Genomic DNA, 16,812 nt, shown 5'->3' with positions numbered 1-16,812 from the left:
TCATAAAAACGGCTGGTCAAAACAGCCGTTTTTTTATGTCTTTTTTATAGTCATAAAAAAACGCTTCTTGAGAGAAGCGTTTTTAGAATAATTAAATTAAATACGTTTTGGTAAATTACTTAACCAACCCAATAGGTTAGTGGCATCATTATTACGTGCTTGCGAACTTGGCTCACCAAGCAATACAATCACTGCTGGGCGCGAGTTTACAGTCGTATGCATGACAACACAGCGACCTGCTTCGTTAATATAACCTGTTTTAGACAGGTTGATATTCCAACCACCGTTACGAACTAGAGCATTGGTATTGTTAGATTTCAACACACGATAACCCAAGTTAAAGTCATAAGTTGGTGTTGTTGAAAATTGACGAATCAAACCATATTGAGAAGCTGTACTCGCCAAGATTCCTAAGTCACGCGCAGAAGATACATTACGCGGATCTAAACCTGTTGACTCATAATAATGGGTTGCGTTCATACCCAAAGAACGTGCTTTAGAATTCATTGCAGCTACGAATGCAGGACGACCACCCGGATAAGTACGCGCTAAAGCCGCCGCGGCAGGGTTTTCAGACTTCATTAAAGCAAACAATAACACTTCTGCACGGTTCATTTTGTCGCCAACACGCAGTGTTGAACTTGAATTTTTACCGTTTGCTCCAGCAAAATCAATTTGCTCAAGCATAATTTCTTCTGACATATTTAAACGAGCATCTGCTGTTACCACTGCTGTCATTAACTTGGTAATAGATGCAATTGGCACTGAAGCGTTCGTATTTTTACTAAATAATACTTCACCAGTTTGCGCGTCCATCACCAATGCGGCACGAGCACTTACACTCGGCTGGGCATTGTAGCCAGAGGTATCACGGATTTGAGCAAATTTTGGTGCAGATGCCACAACCTTGGGTGCATTACCACCACGTAAAGTTGTAGTTACAGATGTTGACCCTTGTATAGTTGGCTCATCATCTTCATCATTCAAAAGTTGACTAGCGTCAGCTGAAGACCAATTTAAACTTGCACTCCCTCCACTCCCTGAGGACGGGTTATTGACGAGTTCTGCAAAGCTTGTTGAACTCAAACTAAGCAAAATAGACATGCTTAGCACATGTATTAAAGACTTTTTAGAATTTTTCACGGCACAATACTCGACTCAGGGTGATACACATTTGCGCTTACTATAATTATGCCTTACATTTGAGGTATAAGGTATAACGCTTTTACCGACACAATTGTGCACAACTATTCGCTCACTATATAAGAATAGGATTGCTAATTTTGTCATTCCATTGCAAGCTAATTTTGCTTTATGTAACAAAAAACTTGTTTTTTGAAAGAAAGGAGGTCTTCTTGATTACAGTTTTAGTTGTGGATGACCATGAACTTGTACGTACAGGCATCTGCCGTATGTTAGAAGATCATGCCGATGTAGAGGTCATTGGACAAGCCGAATCGGGTGAAGAAGCAATTGCTATTGTTCGTCAGAAACATCCTCAAGTTGTGCTTCTTGATGTCAACATGCCAGGCATCGGGGGCGTAGAAACGACACGCCGTTTACTACAAACCGCACCAGACACAAAAGTTATTGCTGTAAGTGGTTTATCAGAAGAACCATACCCTTCTCTTCTGCTTAAAGCAGGAGCTAAAGGCTACATTACTAAAGGTGCTCCAATTACAGAAATGGTTCGGGCAATCAACAAAGTCATGCAAGGCGGCAAATACTTCAGTGCCGATATTGCTGAGCAGTTGGCGAGTTCCTATCTGTCTGACACACAACAATCACCTTTTGATGCTCTATCCGAACGAGAAATGCAAGTTGCAATGATGGTTGTAAATTGTATTAGCGCTCAAGAAATTGCGGACAAACTTTTTGTAAGTGTCAAAACGGTGAATACTTACCGCTACCGTATTTTTGAAAAACTTGCTATCGATAGCGACGTTAAACTGACTCATCTTGCGATCCGTTATGGTCTGATCAAGCCGTAATCAAATTTATATGCTATTTCCATTAAACTCTTCGTTGTCCAATACGATTTTTCGTTTGGGCACGTGGTATGGTTTATATCGTCTTATTATTGCGGTTAGCCTCAATATTATTTTGGTTTTAACCGATGCTCAAATCGACAACAGTCTACAACAACCCGCTTTATATTCTTACACACTGCTTGGCTATTCCATATTAAGCCTTCTTCAGCTTTTGTGTTTTAAGTTTGTTGCAACTCAAGCAACCAAGCAGCTTATTTTATTTTTTGTAGTCGATGTTATCTGCCTGAGTTTACTTACATTTTCTGTAGGTGAACCAAATCTGCAACTCAGCTTGCTGTATGTTATTGCTATATTTACTTCGGCAATTTTACTCAGCGCAAGAATGTCTTTACTCATTACATTACTTGCGGTCATTGCGATTATTTACCAACGTTTTGTCGGTAGTTTATTTGACTACAATAATCTAAATACGATTGGTAATAGCGCCTTATTAGCCTTCTTATTTTTTGTGGTGCATGGCATCGGGCAAATTGCGGTACAGCGCTTTAAACTACTTGAAGCGCTGACTTTCCACCAATCCATAGAACTCTATCAACTACAAAATATTAACCGCTATATTTTGGAACAAATTGAAGAAGGCTATCTTGTTCTAGATGAAAACTATGACATTGTTCTAAGTAATCCAGCAGCCTGCTCTTTGTTAGGTATTCCGCCACAGTTTGCCAGTGAAAAATATCCTTTAGCGAAATGGCACCCTGATTTATTTGAAATTCTTAAGTTTGATAACTTGCAAGAAGGCGATCGATTTATTTTTGAGTCTCGACTATCGGCCTATTCTATTAACATTAAAGTGCAACATCTTGTAGTGCCGCAACAAGCATTGACGCTACTCATCTTACAAGATGCACAGCAGATTAATCAGCAAGCTCAACAACTCAAACTTGCCGCCTTAGGGCAGCTTTCAGCCAGTATTGCACATGAAATTCGTAACCCGCTAGCAGCCATTGTTCAGGCAAATGAATTATTTAAAGATAGTGATTTAGAACAGCAAAATACTTTACGCCGTATGATTGGTAAGCAAACAAAACGCATCGACAGTATTGTTCAAGACACATTAGGACTTGCTAGCAGTGAAAGAACTCATCCAATCCAGATTGAATTAAAAGACTTTATAAAGACGTTATTAGACGAAGATTTATTAGATGTTAAACATTCTATACAGCTTAAAATCTCTGATTCATCCTTAAAATTATTATTTGACGAGAAACAGCTAAGACAAGTGCTGATTAACCTTGTCAGAAATGCTTTGCGACATAATGCACCCGATTCACCACATGTTCTGATCAACATTCACTCACAAACAAATAAAATTTATATTGATGTGATCGATTACGGCGAAGGGGTTTCAAAACGTGATATATCTCAATTATTTAAACCATTTTTTAGTACCGAAATTAATGGAACTGGTTTAGGATTATATTTGTCTCATAGTTTTTGTGAGGCAAACCATGCAAAGCTCACCTATGTAGAGCAAAAACAAGGGGCATGTTTCCGAATGGAATGCCCAATAATATATTGATTTTTTATTAGGTTTTTGGGGAAATGGCAGAACAGCAACCACTAGTTTTGCTTGTAGACGATGAAGAAGATTTGTGCCTTTTAATGCAAATGACTCTTGCACGAATGGGGATTAAAACACATCTTGCTTATCGGGTTGAACAGGCCAAACAACTCTTTACTCAGTTTCATTACGATGCATGCTTAACCGATTTAAACCTACCCGACGGTAGCGGTTTAGAATTGGTTAAACACGTTTCTCAAACTTACCCACACACACCAATTGCAGTCTTAACTGCATACGGCAATATGGATATTGCAATTGCAGCGTTAAAGGCAGGAGCTTTTGACTTTGTAAGTAAACCGATTAACCAAATTCATTTAGATCAGTTATTAAAAAAAGCGCTAAATCAGCCAAAACCAGAGCATGAGTTTGGTGAAACAACTTTGGAAAATGACCTATTAATTGGTCGTTCTCCCCCAATACAAAACTTACGGACAGCTATTAAAAAAATAGCCCGCTCTCAAGCACCTGTGTTTGTTACAGGCGAGTCTGGTACAGGTAAAGAGGTTGTTGCTAATCTTATTCACCGCTTGAGTAACCGCAGTGAAGGCCCGTTTATTGCGATTAACTGTGGAGCCATCCCAACTGAGCTCATGGAAAGTGAACTTTTTGGACATAAAAAAGGCAGTTTTACTGGAGCGACCCAAGACAAACAAGGTCTTATTTTGTCTGCTCATGGCGGCAGTTTATTTTTAGATGAAATTGCCGAATTGCCATTAAATATGCAGGTTAAATTGCTTCGGGCAGTGCAAGAGAAAAAAATTCGTCCCGTAGGTTCAGATCAAGAAATTGATGTTGATTTTCGAGTAATCAGCGCCAGCCACCAAGATTTAGATTTGTTAGTCCGACAAGGTAAATTCCGTCAGGACTTATTTTTCCGTATTCATGTGATGGATATCATGTTGCCGCCACTACGTGAGCGCGGTGGCGATATTTTGTTATTAGCCAATCATTTTATTCAAAAGGTTTGTATGGAATGGGAAATTCCAAGTAAACAATTAACCACGACGGCTGAAACTTATTTATTGCAGCAAGATTTTCCGGGTAATGTTCGTGAATTAAGAAATATGATTGAACGAGCTATTACCTTAAGTGATGATGAATTTATTGATTTAACACATCTAGCACCTCTTCTCAGAGGCAGTAGCGTTAACTCGCAAATCACAACTAAACCATTGAATGACACGTCAACTGCGATTGCCCAAACTCGGCCAAAACTACCAATGGAAGGTTTAGAACGCTACTTAGAAAATATTGAAAAAGATCTTCTATTGAACGCACTGGACATGACACATTGGAACAGGACTTTAGCAGCTAAAAAGCTAGGAATGACTTTTCGTTCTTTACGCTATCGGCTAAAAAAGTTTGGCTTAGATACCGAATTGGGAGAAGAACTATAAAAACTACTTTTTCTTTAGAAATAAATCTGCAACGCGATCTAAATAGACGTCTTCTTTCATTTCGGGGGGCAAAGGATAGCTCTGATTAGGCTGAATACCTTGCCCTTCAATCATATTGCCATTTGGCGTGTAATAGTGTGAGACTGTCATTTGTAGTGCCGCACCACTTGGCAAAGGAAATAGTTTCTGCACGACGCCTTTTCCATAACTTTTCTCGCCCATGACCCACGCACGCTGGTGTTCTTTCATGGCCGCAGTAAAAACCTCGGCTGCCGATGCAGAACGATGATTAATCAATATACCTAATTTTATATTCTGAAATTCATTGCCGGGCAGAGCCTGAAATTGCTGATTACCTTCCGAACGGCTTTTAGTTGAAACAATAATTCCATTATTTAAAAATAAATCTGCCGACTCGACTGCTGCCGATAACAATCCACCTGGATTGTTTCGCAAATCGATTAAAACAGCTTTTAAACGTGGTGAACTATTTTCTTCAATTAACCGTTTAATTTCATTTGCCGTGTCTTGCTGGAATACTCTAATTTTGAGTACTAAAACCTGATTATGTAGCATTACAGGTTCGATATCGGTTTCTATTTTTTTATTACGAACTAAGTTAATGTTTCCACTTAACTCTTCTGCTTGTACTTGAAGCGTACTTCCGATAGAACCATAAAGCAGCCCGAGCACCTGATCTTGGTTTAAATTTTTTAAGTCTTGGTTATCAATCTTGAGAATAGTCTGACCATTTCTCAAACCTAATTTATAGGAGTCTGAGCCAGTTTTAAGATCACGAATCATCCATTTATGGACATGCAATTCAGGGCTTAAAGCAAAATCAACCGAGGCGAGGTCGCCTTCGGTATATTGAATGAGTTGACGATATTCTTCTGCTGACAAATAACGCGAATAACGATCTAGCCCACTCACTAGCCCTTTAATGGCTTGTTGAAATAAGGCATCGTCAGACTTCACGTCGACATAGTTATCTCGAACAATTCCATAGATTTGAACAAACTGTTGAATCGATTCGATCGGCACCTCTGCATAACTATGTTCCGGCTCTTCCGAATCCGAATGCAAAGGTGACAATTTCTCTTTTACAACTGGTGCTGCAAAAGCAAATTGGCTGCAACACAGCAACATACTTACAATAAGTTTTTTATATTTAATGTGTTGCAGCATCCAATCACCTTTGGTTTATGCAGATAATGTAATCAGGTTACGTCCTTGCATTTCAGCAGGAACAGGAATCTGCATTAAATTGAGAATTGTTGGTGCTACATCGGCAAGCACGCCACCTTCTGCAATTGTTGCTTGTGTTGGGCCAACATAGATAAAAGGTACAAGTTCCGTTGTATGTTGAGTGTGAACTTGACCACTCTCGTAGTCTTGCATCTGTTCAACGTTACCATGGTCAGCAGTAATCAACATATGGCCTTTCTTTGCCATGACCGCTTCATAGACACGTCCTAGGCAAAGGTCAACTGCTTCAACGGCTTTAACAGCCGCATCAAAAATACCTGTATGACCCACCATATCACCATTGGCATAGTTCACAACCAATAAATCGTATTCACCAGAATTAATGGCTTTAACCAATTCATCAGTTACTTCATAAGCACTCATTTCAGGCTTAAGATCATATGTCGCAACGTTTGGAGATGGAATTAAAATACGTTTCTCACCCGGATATTCATCTTCACGCCCACCACTAAAGAAGAACGTTACATGAGCATATTTTTCAGTTTCGGCAATACGCAACTGAGTCTTTCCAAGAGAAGATAGATATTCACCTAATGAATTTTTGAGAGCTTCTGGCATGTATGCAACTGGCGCATCAATGCTAGCCTGATAACGAGTTAACATGACAAATTTAGAAAGATTTGGTACAACTTTGCGTTCGAAGCCAGCAAAATCTTTCTCTACAAATGCACGAGTAATTTCACGAGCTCGGTCAGCACGGAAATTCATAAATACAACGCTATCACCGTCTTGTACTTTAGCAACATCACCAATACGAGTCGCTTTTACAAACTCATCGTTTTCATTGGCTGCATAAGCTAACTCTAACCCTTCCACTGCTGTTTGCGCAGTACGAAGTGCCTCGCCTTCAGTCAACAAGCGATAAGCTTGCTCAACGCGATCCCAACGGTTGTCACGGTCCATTGCAAAGTAGCGGCCAATCATGGTTGCGATACGACCTTGACCTTGGTATTGAGCAAATAATGAATCTAGTTTTTCTAAAGACGATTGAGCACTACGTGGAGGTGTATCACGGCCATCAAGGAAAGCATGTAAATAAACTTTTGCACCACGTTTTAATGCAAGCTCACACATCGCCACAATATGGTCTTCATGGGAGTGAACACCACCGTCTGAGAGCAATCCCATAATATGAACGGCACCACCAGCGGCTTTCGCTTTTTCAACAGCGTCAATGAGCACTTCATGTTTAAAGAAATCACCAGTACGAATATCTTTAGTAATACGAGTAAAGTCTTGATACAAAACACGACCAGCACCAAGGTTCATATGGCCGACTTCAGAGTTACCCATTTGTCCATCAGGTAAACCAACATCTTCACCAGAACCAGAAATTAGACTATTTGGATGCTTTGCTGTCATTGCCGCCAAATTCGGTGTTTTTGCTGCAAGAAAAGCATTATCGTCAATCGCTTCACGGTGACCAACACCATCCATAATGACCAGAACGTGAGGGATCTTGCCAGCAGTTGCATCCGTCATAATCTATTTCTCTTTTGTCTACAATTTCGTCACAATATCTTACCGAATTTTCGGTCAAGACTCTATTTTTTCCTATGGCTTTCACCAATATCTACGATTGATGAAAACCATACATATCAATTATTACTAGCGAGCGCGGTAAAGCAAATAATTTCCGGCAACAAACATTAACAAGATAGGTACGAGTACAAACCATGCTGGCGATGGAGCATAAACCAAGCTGGCATAACCCAAGAAATCTTGTAAATAGTAGAAACTCAACCCAATAAATAATGCGATCACCAAACGGAAACCCATCGATTGTTGGCGTAATGGCCCAAAAATAAATGAACACGCCACTAAAACGAGAGCGATCAACGAAAATGGTGAGGCAACTTTTTGCCAGAAAGCCAATTGGTAAGTCTTTGGAACCTGACTATATTCATCCATATAACGCATAAAACTAATCAGCTGGCTTGGTGATAAATCTGCAGGGTCTAAAGTCACCATATGCACATATTTAGGTTGTAATGCTAAAGCAAGCGCTTGCTCTTCATGGTCAGTTTTGATGGCATTTCCTGCCGCTAAAATGTCCATTTGTTTCGCTTTTTTCAACGTCCATTGACCATTTTTTACGAACTGTCCTTGCTGAGCATTAATCACTGATTGCAAGTAATAGTTTTTATCAAAATCAACTACTTGAATATCTTTTAAATTTCCCTGAGAGTTAGCATAATTAATATAGATAAATCGCTGCCCTTCACGTGACCAATAACCTTTAACTTCGCCTAAAGTCGCTACAGAGCGGTGACTCTTAACACTTTCTGCTTTTTCATTCGTATATGGAATAACCCATTCACTTAAGACAAAAGACAAAATAATAAGTAGTAAAGCTGAGCGCATCACCCAACCGACAATACGCCATAAGCTAATACCAGCGGAGCGCATGACGATAAGTTCGCTACTGGTCGCGAGTGAACCTAAACCAATCACAGCGCCAATCAAGGCAGAAATAGGCAAAATTTCATATAGATAACGAGGCGCTCCCCACAACACATAGATGAGAGCTTGCCATGCGTTATAGTCTGGTTTGAGCTCACCCAACTCACCAAGGTACGTAAATAAGATCTGTAAAATCGACAAAACGACTGTGGTACCAAACATCGCAAGCGCAGTGGTTTTCGTCACATATTTGGCGACTATTCGACGTGCTAACATTATAATTTCACTCGCTTGATATGTTTCTTGATTTTTGGTCCCAATTTCTGCTTACGAGAAAATAAAGCAGCTGCAACGCCATAAACAACCAACACAGCAGGATAAGCCCAAATATCGAGTTCTTCTTTACTAATACGGGTCTTGATTGCAATCATTAATACGATCAGACTGGAAAAAATAAAAATCGCTGGAATAAGACGGTAATAACGGCCTTGTCTTGGACTCACTTCAGACAATGCTACTGAAAGCATTAACGCAATAATAATAGTAAATGGTCCGAATAAACGCCATCCCAGCTCACTTCTGACTACTGGATCATTCGTTTTTGAAAAGAGTTTCATCGTTGGTAATGATTCTACTTCACCACTTTCAAACTTAACGTCTTTATCATTTTCAAGTCTTAAACGGTAAGACTGAAACTCTGCTTGTGTATATTTTGGTTGTCCCGGGAATATTTCATATCGACGGCCTTGCACCAGATCAACCACATTCGCTGTGTCATTTGCAACTTCTACACGAGTCGCTTCTTTTGCCAAGATCATGACATCTGGCTTATCTTCTTTAGTCGAGCGTTGATAAAAGAAAATGTCTTTTAGATTTTTTCGATCTTCAGATAGCGAACCTGCATAAATCGTATAGGGTCCAGAAGAAATAAATTCTCTTGGGCGAACCAAATCAAAGCCTGTGCGAACCGCTTGAGTGGTAGTTAACTTTTCAAACTCACGTAGCCCCCACGGCGTCATCCAGAGCATAAGCACAGACTGACAAACCATATAAACAAGTGCCATTGGAATAAGTAATCGCGCCAATTGATGACGACTCACGCCACTACCATTGAGTACTGCCATTTCATGGTCAACATATAAGCGACCAAACACCAACATTAAACCAATGAAAAAACCCAGTGGTAAAATAAGTGTTAGAAATTCAGGTAAACGGTATCCAACGATGCTAAATAAAATACTGACATCTAAACGCCCCTGCGCCGCCACACCAAAGTATTTGATCAGACGACCGCCCATCATGATTAAGGTCAATAAGGAAATGACCACCAATGAGGTAGAGACAACTTGCTTGACGAGATAACGCCGAATAATCAAAGTAATACTTCCAAAAGGCTAATCGGGACGAATGCTAGTTTACCCGAATGTTAAAAATATAAAACCGCACATTGCAACGCTATGCTTGAAAGTGTTTCAATGTTTTAATTCATCATAACTTTCTATAGGCAATCACGACAGCCATGAAATTTACAACTTATACAACTTTTCCCGAACAGACATCTAATGAATCTTTGTGGATTTTAGTTGATTCGGAACAGCTACAAAGCAACGTCAACACATATCAAATCAATAACCTAGAAAGCGTTCTTGCTGCTACCCAATTTAAAGGCAACTTCAATGAAACTCTGCCTTTATTTGGTCAGATTTCAAATCAGCCTCACAGCCAATTACTTGGCTTAGGAAAAACAGCTGAACTTCAGGCAGTTAAGCTCGCTAAACTTGCTCAAACTATTATCAAATCGACACAAAATAAATTTAAGCATATCGGAATTGATATTGCTGCATTACCTGTCGAGCTCCATTATTTATTTGCTTTAAGCTTAACTCAAGCAGCTTATGGTTATGATGAGTTTAAATCGAAAAAAAATGAATTTGTGTTACAACAGGTTGATTTAATTAGTTCAAATACGAGCCTAGATGAACAACAATTGGCTTTAGTACATGCGGTACAGTCTGGTCAGTCGTATGCACGTGACCTTGGCAACCGTCCGGGTAATATTTGTTTCCCAGAATATTTGGCAGAACAGGCACTAGCTTTAGCCGCAGAATTCCCAGACTTACTTAAAGTCACTGTCTTAAATGAGCAGCAAATGGCTGATTTAGGCATGTATGCTTTCCTTGCAGTGAGTAAAGGGTCTGAACGTCCGGGCCGTATTGTTACTCTCGAATATCAAGCACAGATTGATCAAGCTCCGGTTGTTCTGGTTGGTAAAGGCGTAACTTTTGATACGGGTGGTATTTCTTTAAAACCAGGCCTTGGCATGGATGAAATGAAATTCGATATGTGTGGTGCAGCCTCTGTACTGGGTACGATCCGTGCACTATGTGAAGCAAAACTTCCTATTCATGTGGTGGGTGCAATTGCAGCAGCAGAAAATATGCCTTCTGGTAAAGCAACCCGTCCGGGTGACATTGTGACAACCATGAGTGGTCAAACTGTTGAAATTTTAAACACCGATGCAGAAGGCCGTTTGGTACTGTGTGACACATTGACTTATATCAAACGTTTCAATCCAGCTGTAGTGGTTGACATTGCGACCTTAACAGGTGCGTGTGTAGTCGCTTTAGGCAAAGTACTTAGTGGATTGTTCTCACCAGATGATGCCTTGGCAGCCGAACTCCAACAAGCTGGCGAGCAATCTTTTGATCGTGTATGGCGTATGCCCGTGATTGAGGATTATCAAGAGTTACTTGATTCACCATTTGCAGATATTGCAAACATCGGTGGTCCACACGGCGGTGCAATTACCGCAGCATGTTTTCTTGAGCGCTTTACACGGGAGTATCGTTGGGCTCATTTAGATGTCGCCGGAACAGCATGGCTTTCAGGTGCAGCTAAAGGTGCAACTGGCCGTCCAGTACCACTCCTCATGCAATTTTTAGCAAATCGTGTAAATACGAATGGCTAAAGTTAGTTTTTATCTGTTTGAAACCAGCGAAGAACGGCAAGTCGATAGTGCTTGCCGTTTATGTCGGAAAATTTTACAGAAGCATCCTAAAATCTGGTGGTATTGCCAAGATGGGCAACTACAACAGACTCTTGATGAAAGATTATGGGAATTTGACCCTATCAGTTTCATTGCACATGGTGTTGACCAGACTGATGCGGCTGTATGTATTTCGGCTAAACAACCGCTTGAACAAGGCCTGTTGGTATTTAATTTTAACAATCATGCACTTGAACAAGTTGATCATTTTAGCCACATTATAGAAATTGTTGAAAATAATGAAACAGCCAAGCAAATTGGTCGAGAAAAATTTAAAATGTATCGCCGTTTGGGTATAGAACCGCGGACCTTTAAATTATAACGCGCTAAAATGTAAATACTGTTGATCAAGGAGAAACATGGTGGCATTAAATGTCGGGCAAGATTTTAAAAAAAGATGGTTAAATGCGCCTGAAGCTGTCCGTCATGCCTATCAACAGGATCTGGCACGTATTTGTGACTTACTAGAGCCTCAAACGCCTATTCAGCTTTGGGTTTTAAATGATGAAAAAGCGCAGTTAGAATCACAGCAAAAAATTGAACAAGCCTATGCAGACCGCAAAGCAGAGCTTATTGAGCAAGCCCGTATTCGTCGTCAACTTGCTTTAGAAAAAGCGCTTGCGGACAAACGTGCATCAGAGGCTGCTTATGCTGCTGAGTTGCAAGCAGACGAAATTCGCAAGTTTAATGAACAGACTGAAATATTACACACATTACGTAATCATTTAGAACAAGAAGTTGCAGAACAAACTGCGCGTTATCAGAAAAACCCTGAAACACCCGTAGTCAATTACTCTGCTGGCGTAAAACTTAGTATTACCGATGATCAAATCTTATCTGAGCTTGAAAGTCTACGCCTTCGTTTAGAACTTGAAGCTGAGAGCTTAATTGAACAGTCTGTAACGGCTTTCCGAGCCAAGCTAAATTCGGCAGCCCAAGAAGAAATTGAATACATTTTAAAGAATTCTAAGTTTTCTGATGAAAAAATAGAAAAGTAAAGTTTTTAAGACTCTCTTTGTCATCAAAATGACATTTAATTGTCACAAAATAGACATAAATATTATTCTTGTAGATCAATTGATTATAAGAATAAAAAGTAACTATTTAAGATAATTAATGAGGGTAAGAGATGGACATTCTGCATCAGATTTCAAAGCAAGTTGAACAGCTTGATCAGGGTGAACAATGGACGTTTTCAGCACAAGAATTTTATATGAGTCATAACGACTTTAACTCTTTATCTATATTACTTACACGCGAGTCCGAAAACCGTGATTTTACAATTACTCGCACTCAGCATAACAAGCCATGGGTCGGCACCCACTCTGTTACGCTAACCAAGCATTAAATTTTCAAAATAAAAAAAACCGGAACATGCGTCCGGTTTTTTTTATTTTAACGATCTAGCTTTTTATTTTAAAAAGCCATTTTCAGCTAAAAAAGCCATACTAATATTGGATTCTGTTTTTTGTTCAGCAGCTTTATCACCTAGCAATAAACGCTCGATATAACGCGCTAAAACATCGACTTCAAGGTTTACTTTGCTGCCTACTTGCCATGTTCCAATGTTAGTACGCTCTGCTGTATGCGGAATTAAGTTTAAGCTTAAAATATTTCCACGTAAGTGGTTAATCGTTAAGCTAATTCCGTCAACGGTCACAGAACCTTTTTCTGCTAAATATTTAGCTAGTTCTGCGGGTGCCGTAACTTCATAATAGATTGAGCGAGCATCTTCACGCACTACGGTAATTTCACCCACGCCATCAACGTGACCACTTACAATGTGTCCACCAAAGCGTGTTGTCGGCAACATTGCCTTTTCAACATTGACACGTTGCCCAACTTTCCAGTGACCCAAAGTTGTTCGATTCAAGCTTTCACGAGAAACATCAGCTGCGTACCAGTTTTCGCCCCATTCAATCACGGTGAGACAGATTCCATTGGTCGCAATTGAGTCACCCAAATGTACATCTGACATATCCAGATCAGTCTGAATACGTAAACGCACATCACCACCTACGCTTTGCAGGCTTTCAACTTTTCCTAAACTTTCAATAATGCCTGTAAACATGGCTCAATCTCCAAATCTTTTTACACTGCTTAAATTGCAGTGCTTACCAAAGTGCGAGCTGTGTACTATTACCTGAAGTATCTACACCACCTAGCTCGGCGAAGTGGTAAAGCTGGCCTAATAACTGACGTAATGGTGGTCCTGACTTGGCATGAGTATCCGTAATCACAATAAACTCAAGCACGCGTGCACGTTCAGACTGTCGCTGTTTACTTACTCGATAGCGCGGAACATCTTGTGTTAACAAGGTGACTTTGCCGCGCTCCAGATTGGCCATAAGCAAATCTTTCGGCTCGATATTACCATCAGTTGAATAACTGGTCAGAATATAGCGGGCATTGATGGTTGAAAGTAGTTTTTCATACGCATCTTTCGCATATTTAGAAGAGTTATATGGACTTGGACGCTCTTTACGCCATGCTCTGTCAATTCCACTCTTATAACCTTTAGTATCTGGTGATGGTAAATCGACCTGATCCCATAAAGTTAGTGCGTTTAAAACATGGTAATTACTACTATATGCATGTTGGTTATAAGGTGGATCGAGATAGGCAACATCGACTTCAAAACCACTCATTTGATTTGCTAGATGCTGTGAATCTACACACCACATTTCAGCAGCAGGACGTTTACGGTCACCAATCTCGCAAAAACGGCTTGGTGTTAACCAAAGTAATGACTCAATTCGTTCTAATGCAGTTTGAGTACGTCCGCCCCACCCTTGATGAAAGCTTTTAAATACACCACTGGTGTTACTGACAAAACTTGCTGAATAGAGCAATGGCGCGAGCAATGCACTCATCTCTACATCATTAATTGCGCCTTGAGATTGCCATGTTGCAATCTGCTGGCGAATCGCATCAATACGCATACCATTACGGCGTTTAAAGAACAAACGGTCACGAGCTGGATCATAAATATCATCATTACGTGGGCAAAGGTTATGCGTTACCCAGCCTTTAACTTCAGGTAAGCGATTTAAATAATCGATTGCCTTCTGATAACCACCCAACTCTTTAAAAGCAGGTGCATCGGTACAAGCTAAAATCGCATGATTTAATGCATGGCTATAAGGTTCCCAGTCATTTGCAATCACACGGTAACCATTTTGACGCGCCAAACGAGATACGACACCACTGCCGGCAAAGAAATCGGCAAAAATCGGAGGATTCTTTTTCTTGCTATTCAGCGTCCCTGTAATTTCAAGGGCTTCTAAAATTAGATGGAGCAATCGGCGCTTATTACCCAAGTAAGGAACAAGCTGATGGAAAAGATATTCGTCTGTCGTACGGGCCGCATGACGACGTTTGTGATAAACCGAAGACTCTGGATTCATACTTTCTCTTGCGTAGGGATTAACCTTAAGCGTATATCTTGATCAAGTTGTGTCACATCAAGAAGTGTAAAACGAAGTTGTTGTGCCATATATTCAAACTCTGCATTGAACATGGCTCTTGCACTTTTCCCCAAGAATGTCGGGGCAATATAAATGATCAATTCATCGACCAAACCTTCTTGTAAAAAGGCAGTAGATAAGGTCGCACCGGCTTCCACCAACACATCATAAATTTGATGTTGCTTAGAGAGGATCTGTAACAGCATTTTTAAAGGCTGAATTTCTAATTGTATCACGCCTAAATCGGCAAGTTCTTGACGATATGGCCCCATCACCATCACAGTTTCAGGATTTTCTAAAATTTTAGCAGCAAGCGGCAGACGACCTTGGCGGTCTAAAATAATCCGTTTTGGCTGTGCAATTGTCTCAATATCAACACTGTCCAGACTTCGTACATTAAGCTGACAGTCATCTGCAATCACAGTTTCAATACCTGTAATCACTGCTCCTGAAATGGCACGCCAATGCTGGACATCTTGACGTGCAACTGCACCGGTAATCCACTTCGATTCACCAGATGCCATTGCAGTACGCCCATCTAGGCTTGAAGCTACTTTTAAGCGTACATAAGGCATGCCCGTAGACATCGCCTTTAAAAAACCTTGGTTTAATTTTTCTGCCAAATCTTCACAAATGCCAACTTCTACTTCAATTCCGGCATTTTTCAGAATCTGAACCCCCTTACCCGCAACAAGTGGGTTTGGATCAGGACATGCCACAACCACCTTTTTAACCTGTGCCTTAACCAGTGCTTCGGCACAAGGAGGAGTTCTCCCATAATGTGCACATGGCTCAAGCGTCACATAGGCTGTTGCACCTTGAGCCTGCTCAGCTGCCTGACGTAAGGCAAAAACCTCTGCGTGCGGTTGACCTGCTTTAGGATGAAAGCCCTCACCAATTAACTGATCATCTTTGACAATGACACAACCAACATTTGGATTAGGCTTAGTCGAATATAGACCTCGTTTGGCAAGTTCAATAGCTTGCTGCATCCAATATTGATCTTTTTTCAACTCAGACATAAAAATCTCAAATAATTATTGTTCACGTTGCTGCATTTGCTCAATTTGACGGCGAAAAGCTTCAACATCCTGAAAGTCTTGATAAACAGAAGCAAATCGGACATAAGCGACATGGTCAAGTGCAAATAGGGATTGCATAACGACCTCACCAATTGTTCGAGACTTCACGTCACGCTCACCTAAACGGCGAATCTGCAATTGAATATCACTTAAAACAGTTTCGATCTGTTCTTGAGTGACCGGACGTTTTTGCAAAGCATGCATTAACGAACGGCGTAGCTTGGCCTCATCGAAAGGTTCATTTTTTCCATTCGATTTGATCACACGAGGCATTACCACTTCATAGCTTTCAAAAGTGGTAAAACGTTCACCGCAACTTACACACTCACGACGTCGACGAATCTGACAGCCTTCGGCGGCTAAACGTGAATCGATGACTTTACTATCTGCGGCGTTGCAAAATGGACAATGCATAGCGGATTTATAGGGTCGATTACTTTGACCTAGTGTAGCAAAATTTCTACACTTACAGAACCAGCATTCTATAAGACAAAAAAACAGTCCGAAGACTGTTTTTTTCATTGGAATATATT

General features: G+C 40.4%; 16 protein-coding genes. 7 read left to right on the top strand and 9 right to left on the bottom strand.

Going from position 1 to position 16,812, the window contains the following annotated elements:
* Positions 1-96: 96 nt before the first annotated feature.
* Positions 97-1,143: a D-alanyl-D-alanine endopeptidase PBP7/8 gene (gene pbpG, locus WA249_RS15660; RefSeq protein ID WP_336170027.1), complete on the bottom strand. Its 1,047-nt coding sequence runs from the start codon at positions 1,141-1,143 to the stop codon at positions 97-99.
* Between the two features lie 212 nt (positions 1,144-1,355).
* On the opposite strand from pbpG, the gene gacA reads away from it, so the two are divergent.
* The 3 genes from gacA to WA249_RS15645 are packed head-to-tail and all read left to right on the top strand — an operon-like array spanning position 1,356 to position 5,012.
* On the top strand, positions 1,356-1,991 hold the full coding sequence (gene gacA / locus WA249_RS15655) for a response regulator transcription factor GacA (protein ID WP_003654436.1): 636 nt from the start codon (positions 1,356-1,358) through the stop codon (positions 1,989-1,991).
* Between the two features lie 10 nt (positions 1,992-2,001).
* Complete coding sequence (locus tag WA249_RS15650; protein WP_336170026.1) at positions 2,002-3,570, top strand: sensor histidine kinase; 1,569 nt, start codon at positions 2,002-2,004, stop codon at positions 3,568-3,570.
* Positions 3,571-3,593: 23 nt separating this feature from the next.
* The gene (locus WA249_RS15645) at positions 3,594-5,012 is read left to right on the top strand and encodes a sigma-54-dependent transcriptional regulator (protein WP_336170025.1); all 1,419 of its coding nucleotides are present in this window, start codon (positions 3,594-3,596) and stop codon (positions 5,010-5,012) included.
* Positions 5,013-5,015: 3 nt separating this feature from the next.
* Here the strand turns inward: WA249_RS15645 and WA249_RS15640 are convergent, their stop codons facing one another.
* From WA249_RS15640 to lptF, 4 genes are all read right to left on the bottom strand, one after another.
* Positions 5,016-6,200, bottom strand: a complete 1,185-nt coding sequence (locus tag WA249_RS15640; protein WP_336170023.1) for a S41 family peptidase — start codon at positions 6,198-6,200, stop codon at positions 5,016-5,018.
* A 15-nt stretch (positions 6,201-6,215) separates the two neighbouring features.
* Complete coding sequence (gene gpmI, locus WA249_RS15635) at positions 6,216-7,763, bottom strand: 2,3-bisphosphoglycerate-independent phosphoglycerate mutase (protein WP_336170021.1); 1,548 nt, start codon at positions 7,761-7,763, stop codon at positions 6,216-6,218.
* A 126-nt stretch (positions 7,764-7,889) separates the two neighbouring features.
* On the bottom strand, positions 7,890-8,960 hold the full coding sequence (gene lptG, locus WA249_RS15630) for an LPS export ABC transporter permease LptG (RefSeq protein WP_336170019.1): 1,071 nt from the start codon (positions 8,958-8,960) through the stop codon (positions 7,890-7,892).
* On the bottom strand, positions 8,960-10,060 hold the full coding sequence (gene lptF / locus WA249_RS15625) for an LPS export ABC transporter permease LptF (protein WP_336170015.1): 1,101 nt from the start codon (positions 10,058-10,060) through the stop codon (positions 8,960-8,962). The genes lptG and lptF overlap by 1 nt, the downstream gene beginning before the upstream one ends.
* Before the next feature lie 143 nt (positions 10,061-10,203).
* On the opposite strand from lptF, the gene WA249_RS15620 reads away from it, so the two are divergent.
* The 4 genes from WA249_RS15620 to WA249_RS15605 all read left to right on the top strand — a co-directional run bounded on the left by WA249_RS15620 (position 10,204) and on the right by WA249_RS15605 (position 13,078).
* Positions 10,204-11,652 carry a leucyl aminopeptidase gene (locus WA249_RS15620; protein ID WP_336170013.1) on the top strand — a complete coding sequence of 483 codons (1,449 nt, stop codon included), beginning with the start codon at positions 10,204-10,206 and terminating at the stop codon, positions 11,650-11,652.
* Positions 11,645-12,052, top strand: a complete 408-nt coding sequence (locus tag WA249_RS15615; RefSeq protein ID WP_336170011.1) for a DNA polymerase III subunit chi — start codon at positions 11,645-11,647, stop codon at positions 12,050-12,052. Before WA249_RS15620 ends, WA249_RS15615 begins: the two co-directional genes overlap by 8 nt.
* Positions 12,053-12,089: 37 nt before the next feature.
* On the top strand, positions 12,090-12,728 hold the full coding sequence (gene blhA / locus WA249_RS15610) for a cell division protein BlhA (protein WP_336170009.1): 639 nt from the start codon (positions 12,090-12,092) through the stop codon (positions 12,726-12,728).
* A gap of 131 nt (positions 12,729-12,859) precedes the next feature.
* A complete protein-coding gene (locus WA249_RS15605; protein WP_336170007.1) occupies positions 12,860-13,078 on the top strand; it encodes a hypothetical protein in 219 nt (72 codons plus the stop codon).
* Between the two features lie 63 nt (positions 13,079-13,141).
* On the opposite strand, the gene WA249_RS15600 is transcribed toward WA249_RS15605, so the two are convergent.
* The 4 genes from WA249_RS15600 to nrdR are packed head-to-tail and all read right to left on the bottom strand — an operon-like array spanning position 13,142 to position 16,693.
* Entirely contained in the window at positions 13,142-13,801 is a 660-nt protein-coding gene (locus WA249_RS15600) for a riboflavin synthase (RefSeq protein WP_336170005.1), read from the bottom strand.
* A gap of 43 nt (positions 13,802-13,844) precedes the next feature.
* Entirely contained in the window at positions 13,845-15,137 is a 1,293-nt protein-coding gene (locus WA249_RS15595; RefSeq protein ID WP_336170003.1) for a DNA adenine methylase, read from the bottom strand.
* A complete protein-coding gene (ribD, locus tag WA249_RS15590) occupies positions 15,134-16,219 on the bottom strand; it encodes a bifunctional diaminohydroxyphosphoribosylaminopyrimidine deaminase/5-amino-6-(5-phosphoribosylamino)uracil reductase RibD (RefSeq protein WP_336170001.1) in 1,086 nt (361 codons plus the stop codon). Before ribD ends, WA249_RS15595 begins: the two co-directional genes overlap by 4 nt.
* 15 nt (positions 16,220-16,234) lie before the next feature.
* The gene (nrdR, locus tag WA249_RS15585) at positions 16,235-16,693 is read right to left on the bottom strand and encodes a transcriptional regulator NrdR (protein ID WP_003654416.1); all 459 of its coding nucleotides are present in this window, start codon (positions 16,691-16,693) and stop codon (positions 16,235-16,237) included.
* Positions 16,694-16,812: the final 119 nt, after the last annotated feature.

The sequence above is a fragment of the Acinetobacter sp. 161(2023) genome (genome assembly GCF_037027805.1).
In the GTDB taxonomy this organism is placed as follows: Bacteria; Pseudomonadota; Gammaproteobacteria; order Pseudomonadales; family Moraxellaceae; genus Acinetobacter.
Note: the sequence above shows the minus strand (reverse complement) of the source record. Positions and strands in the feature narration are given on the sequence as shown.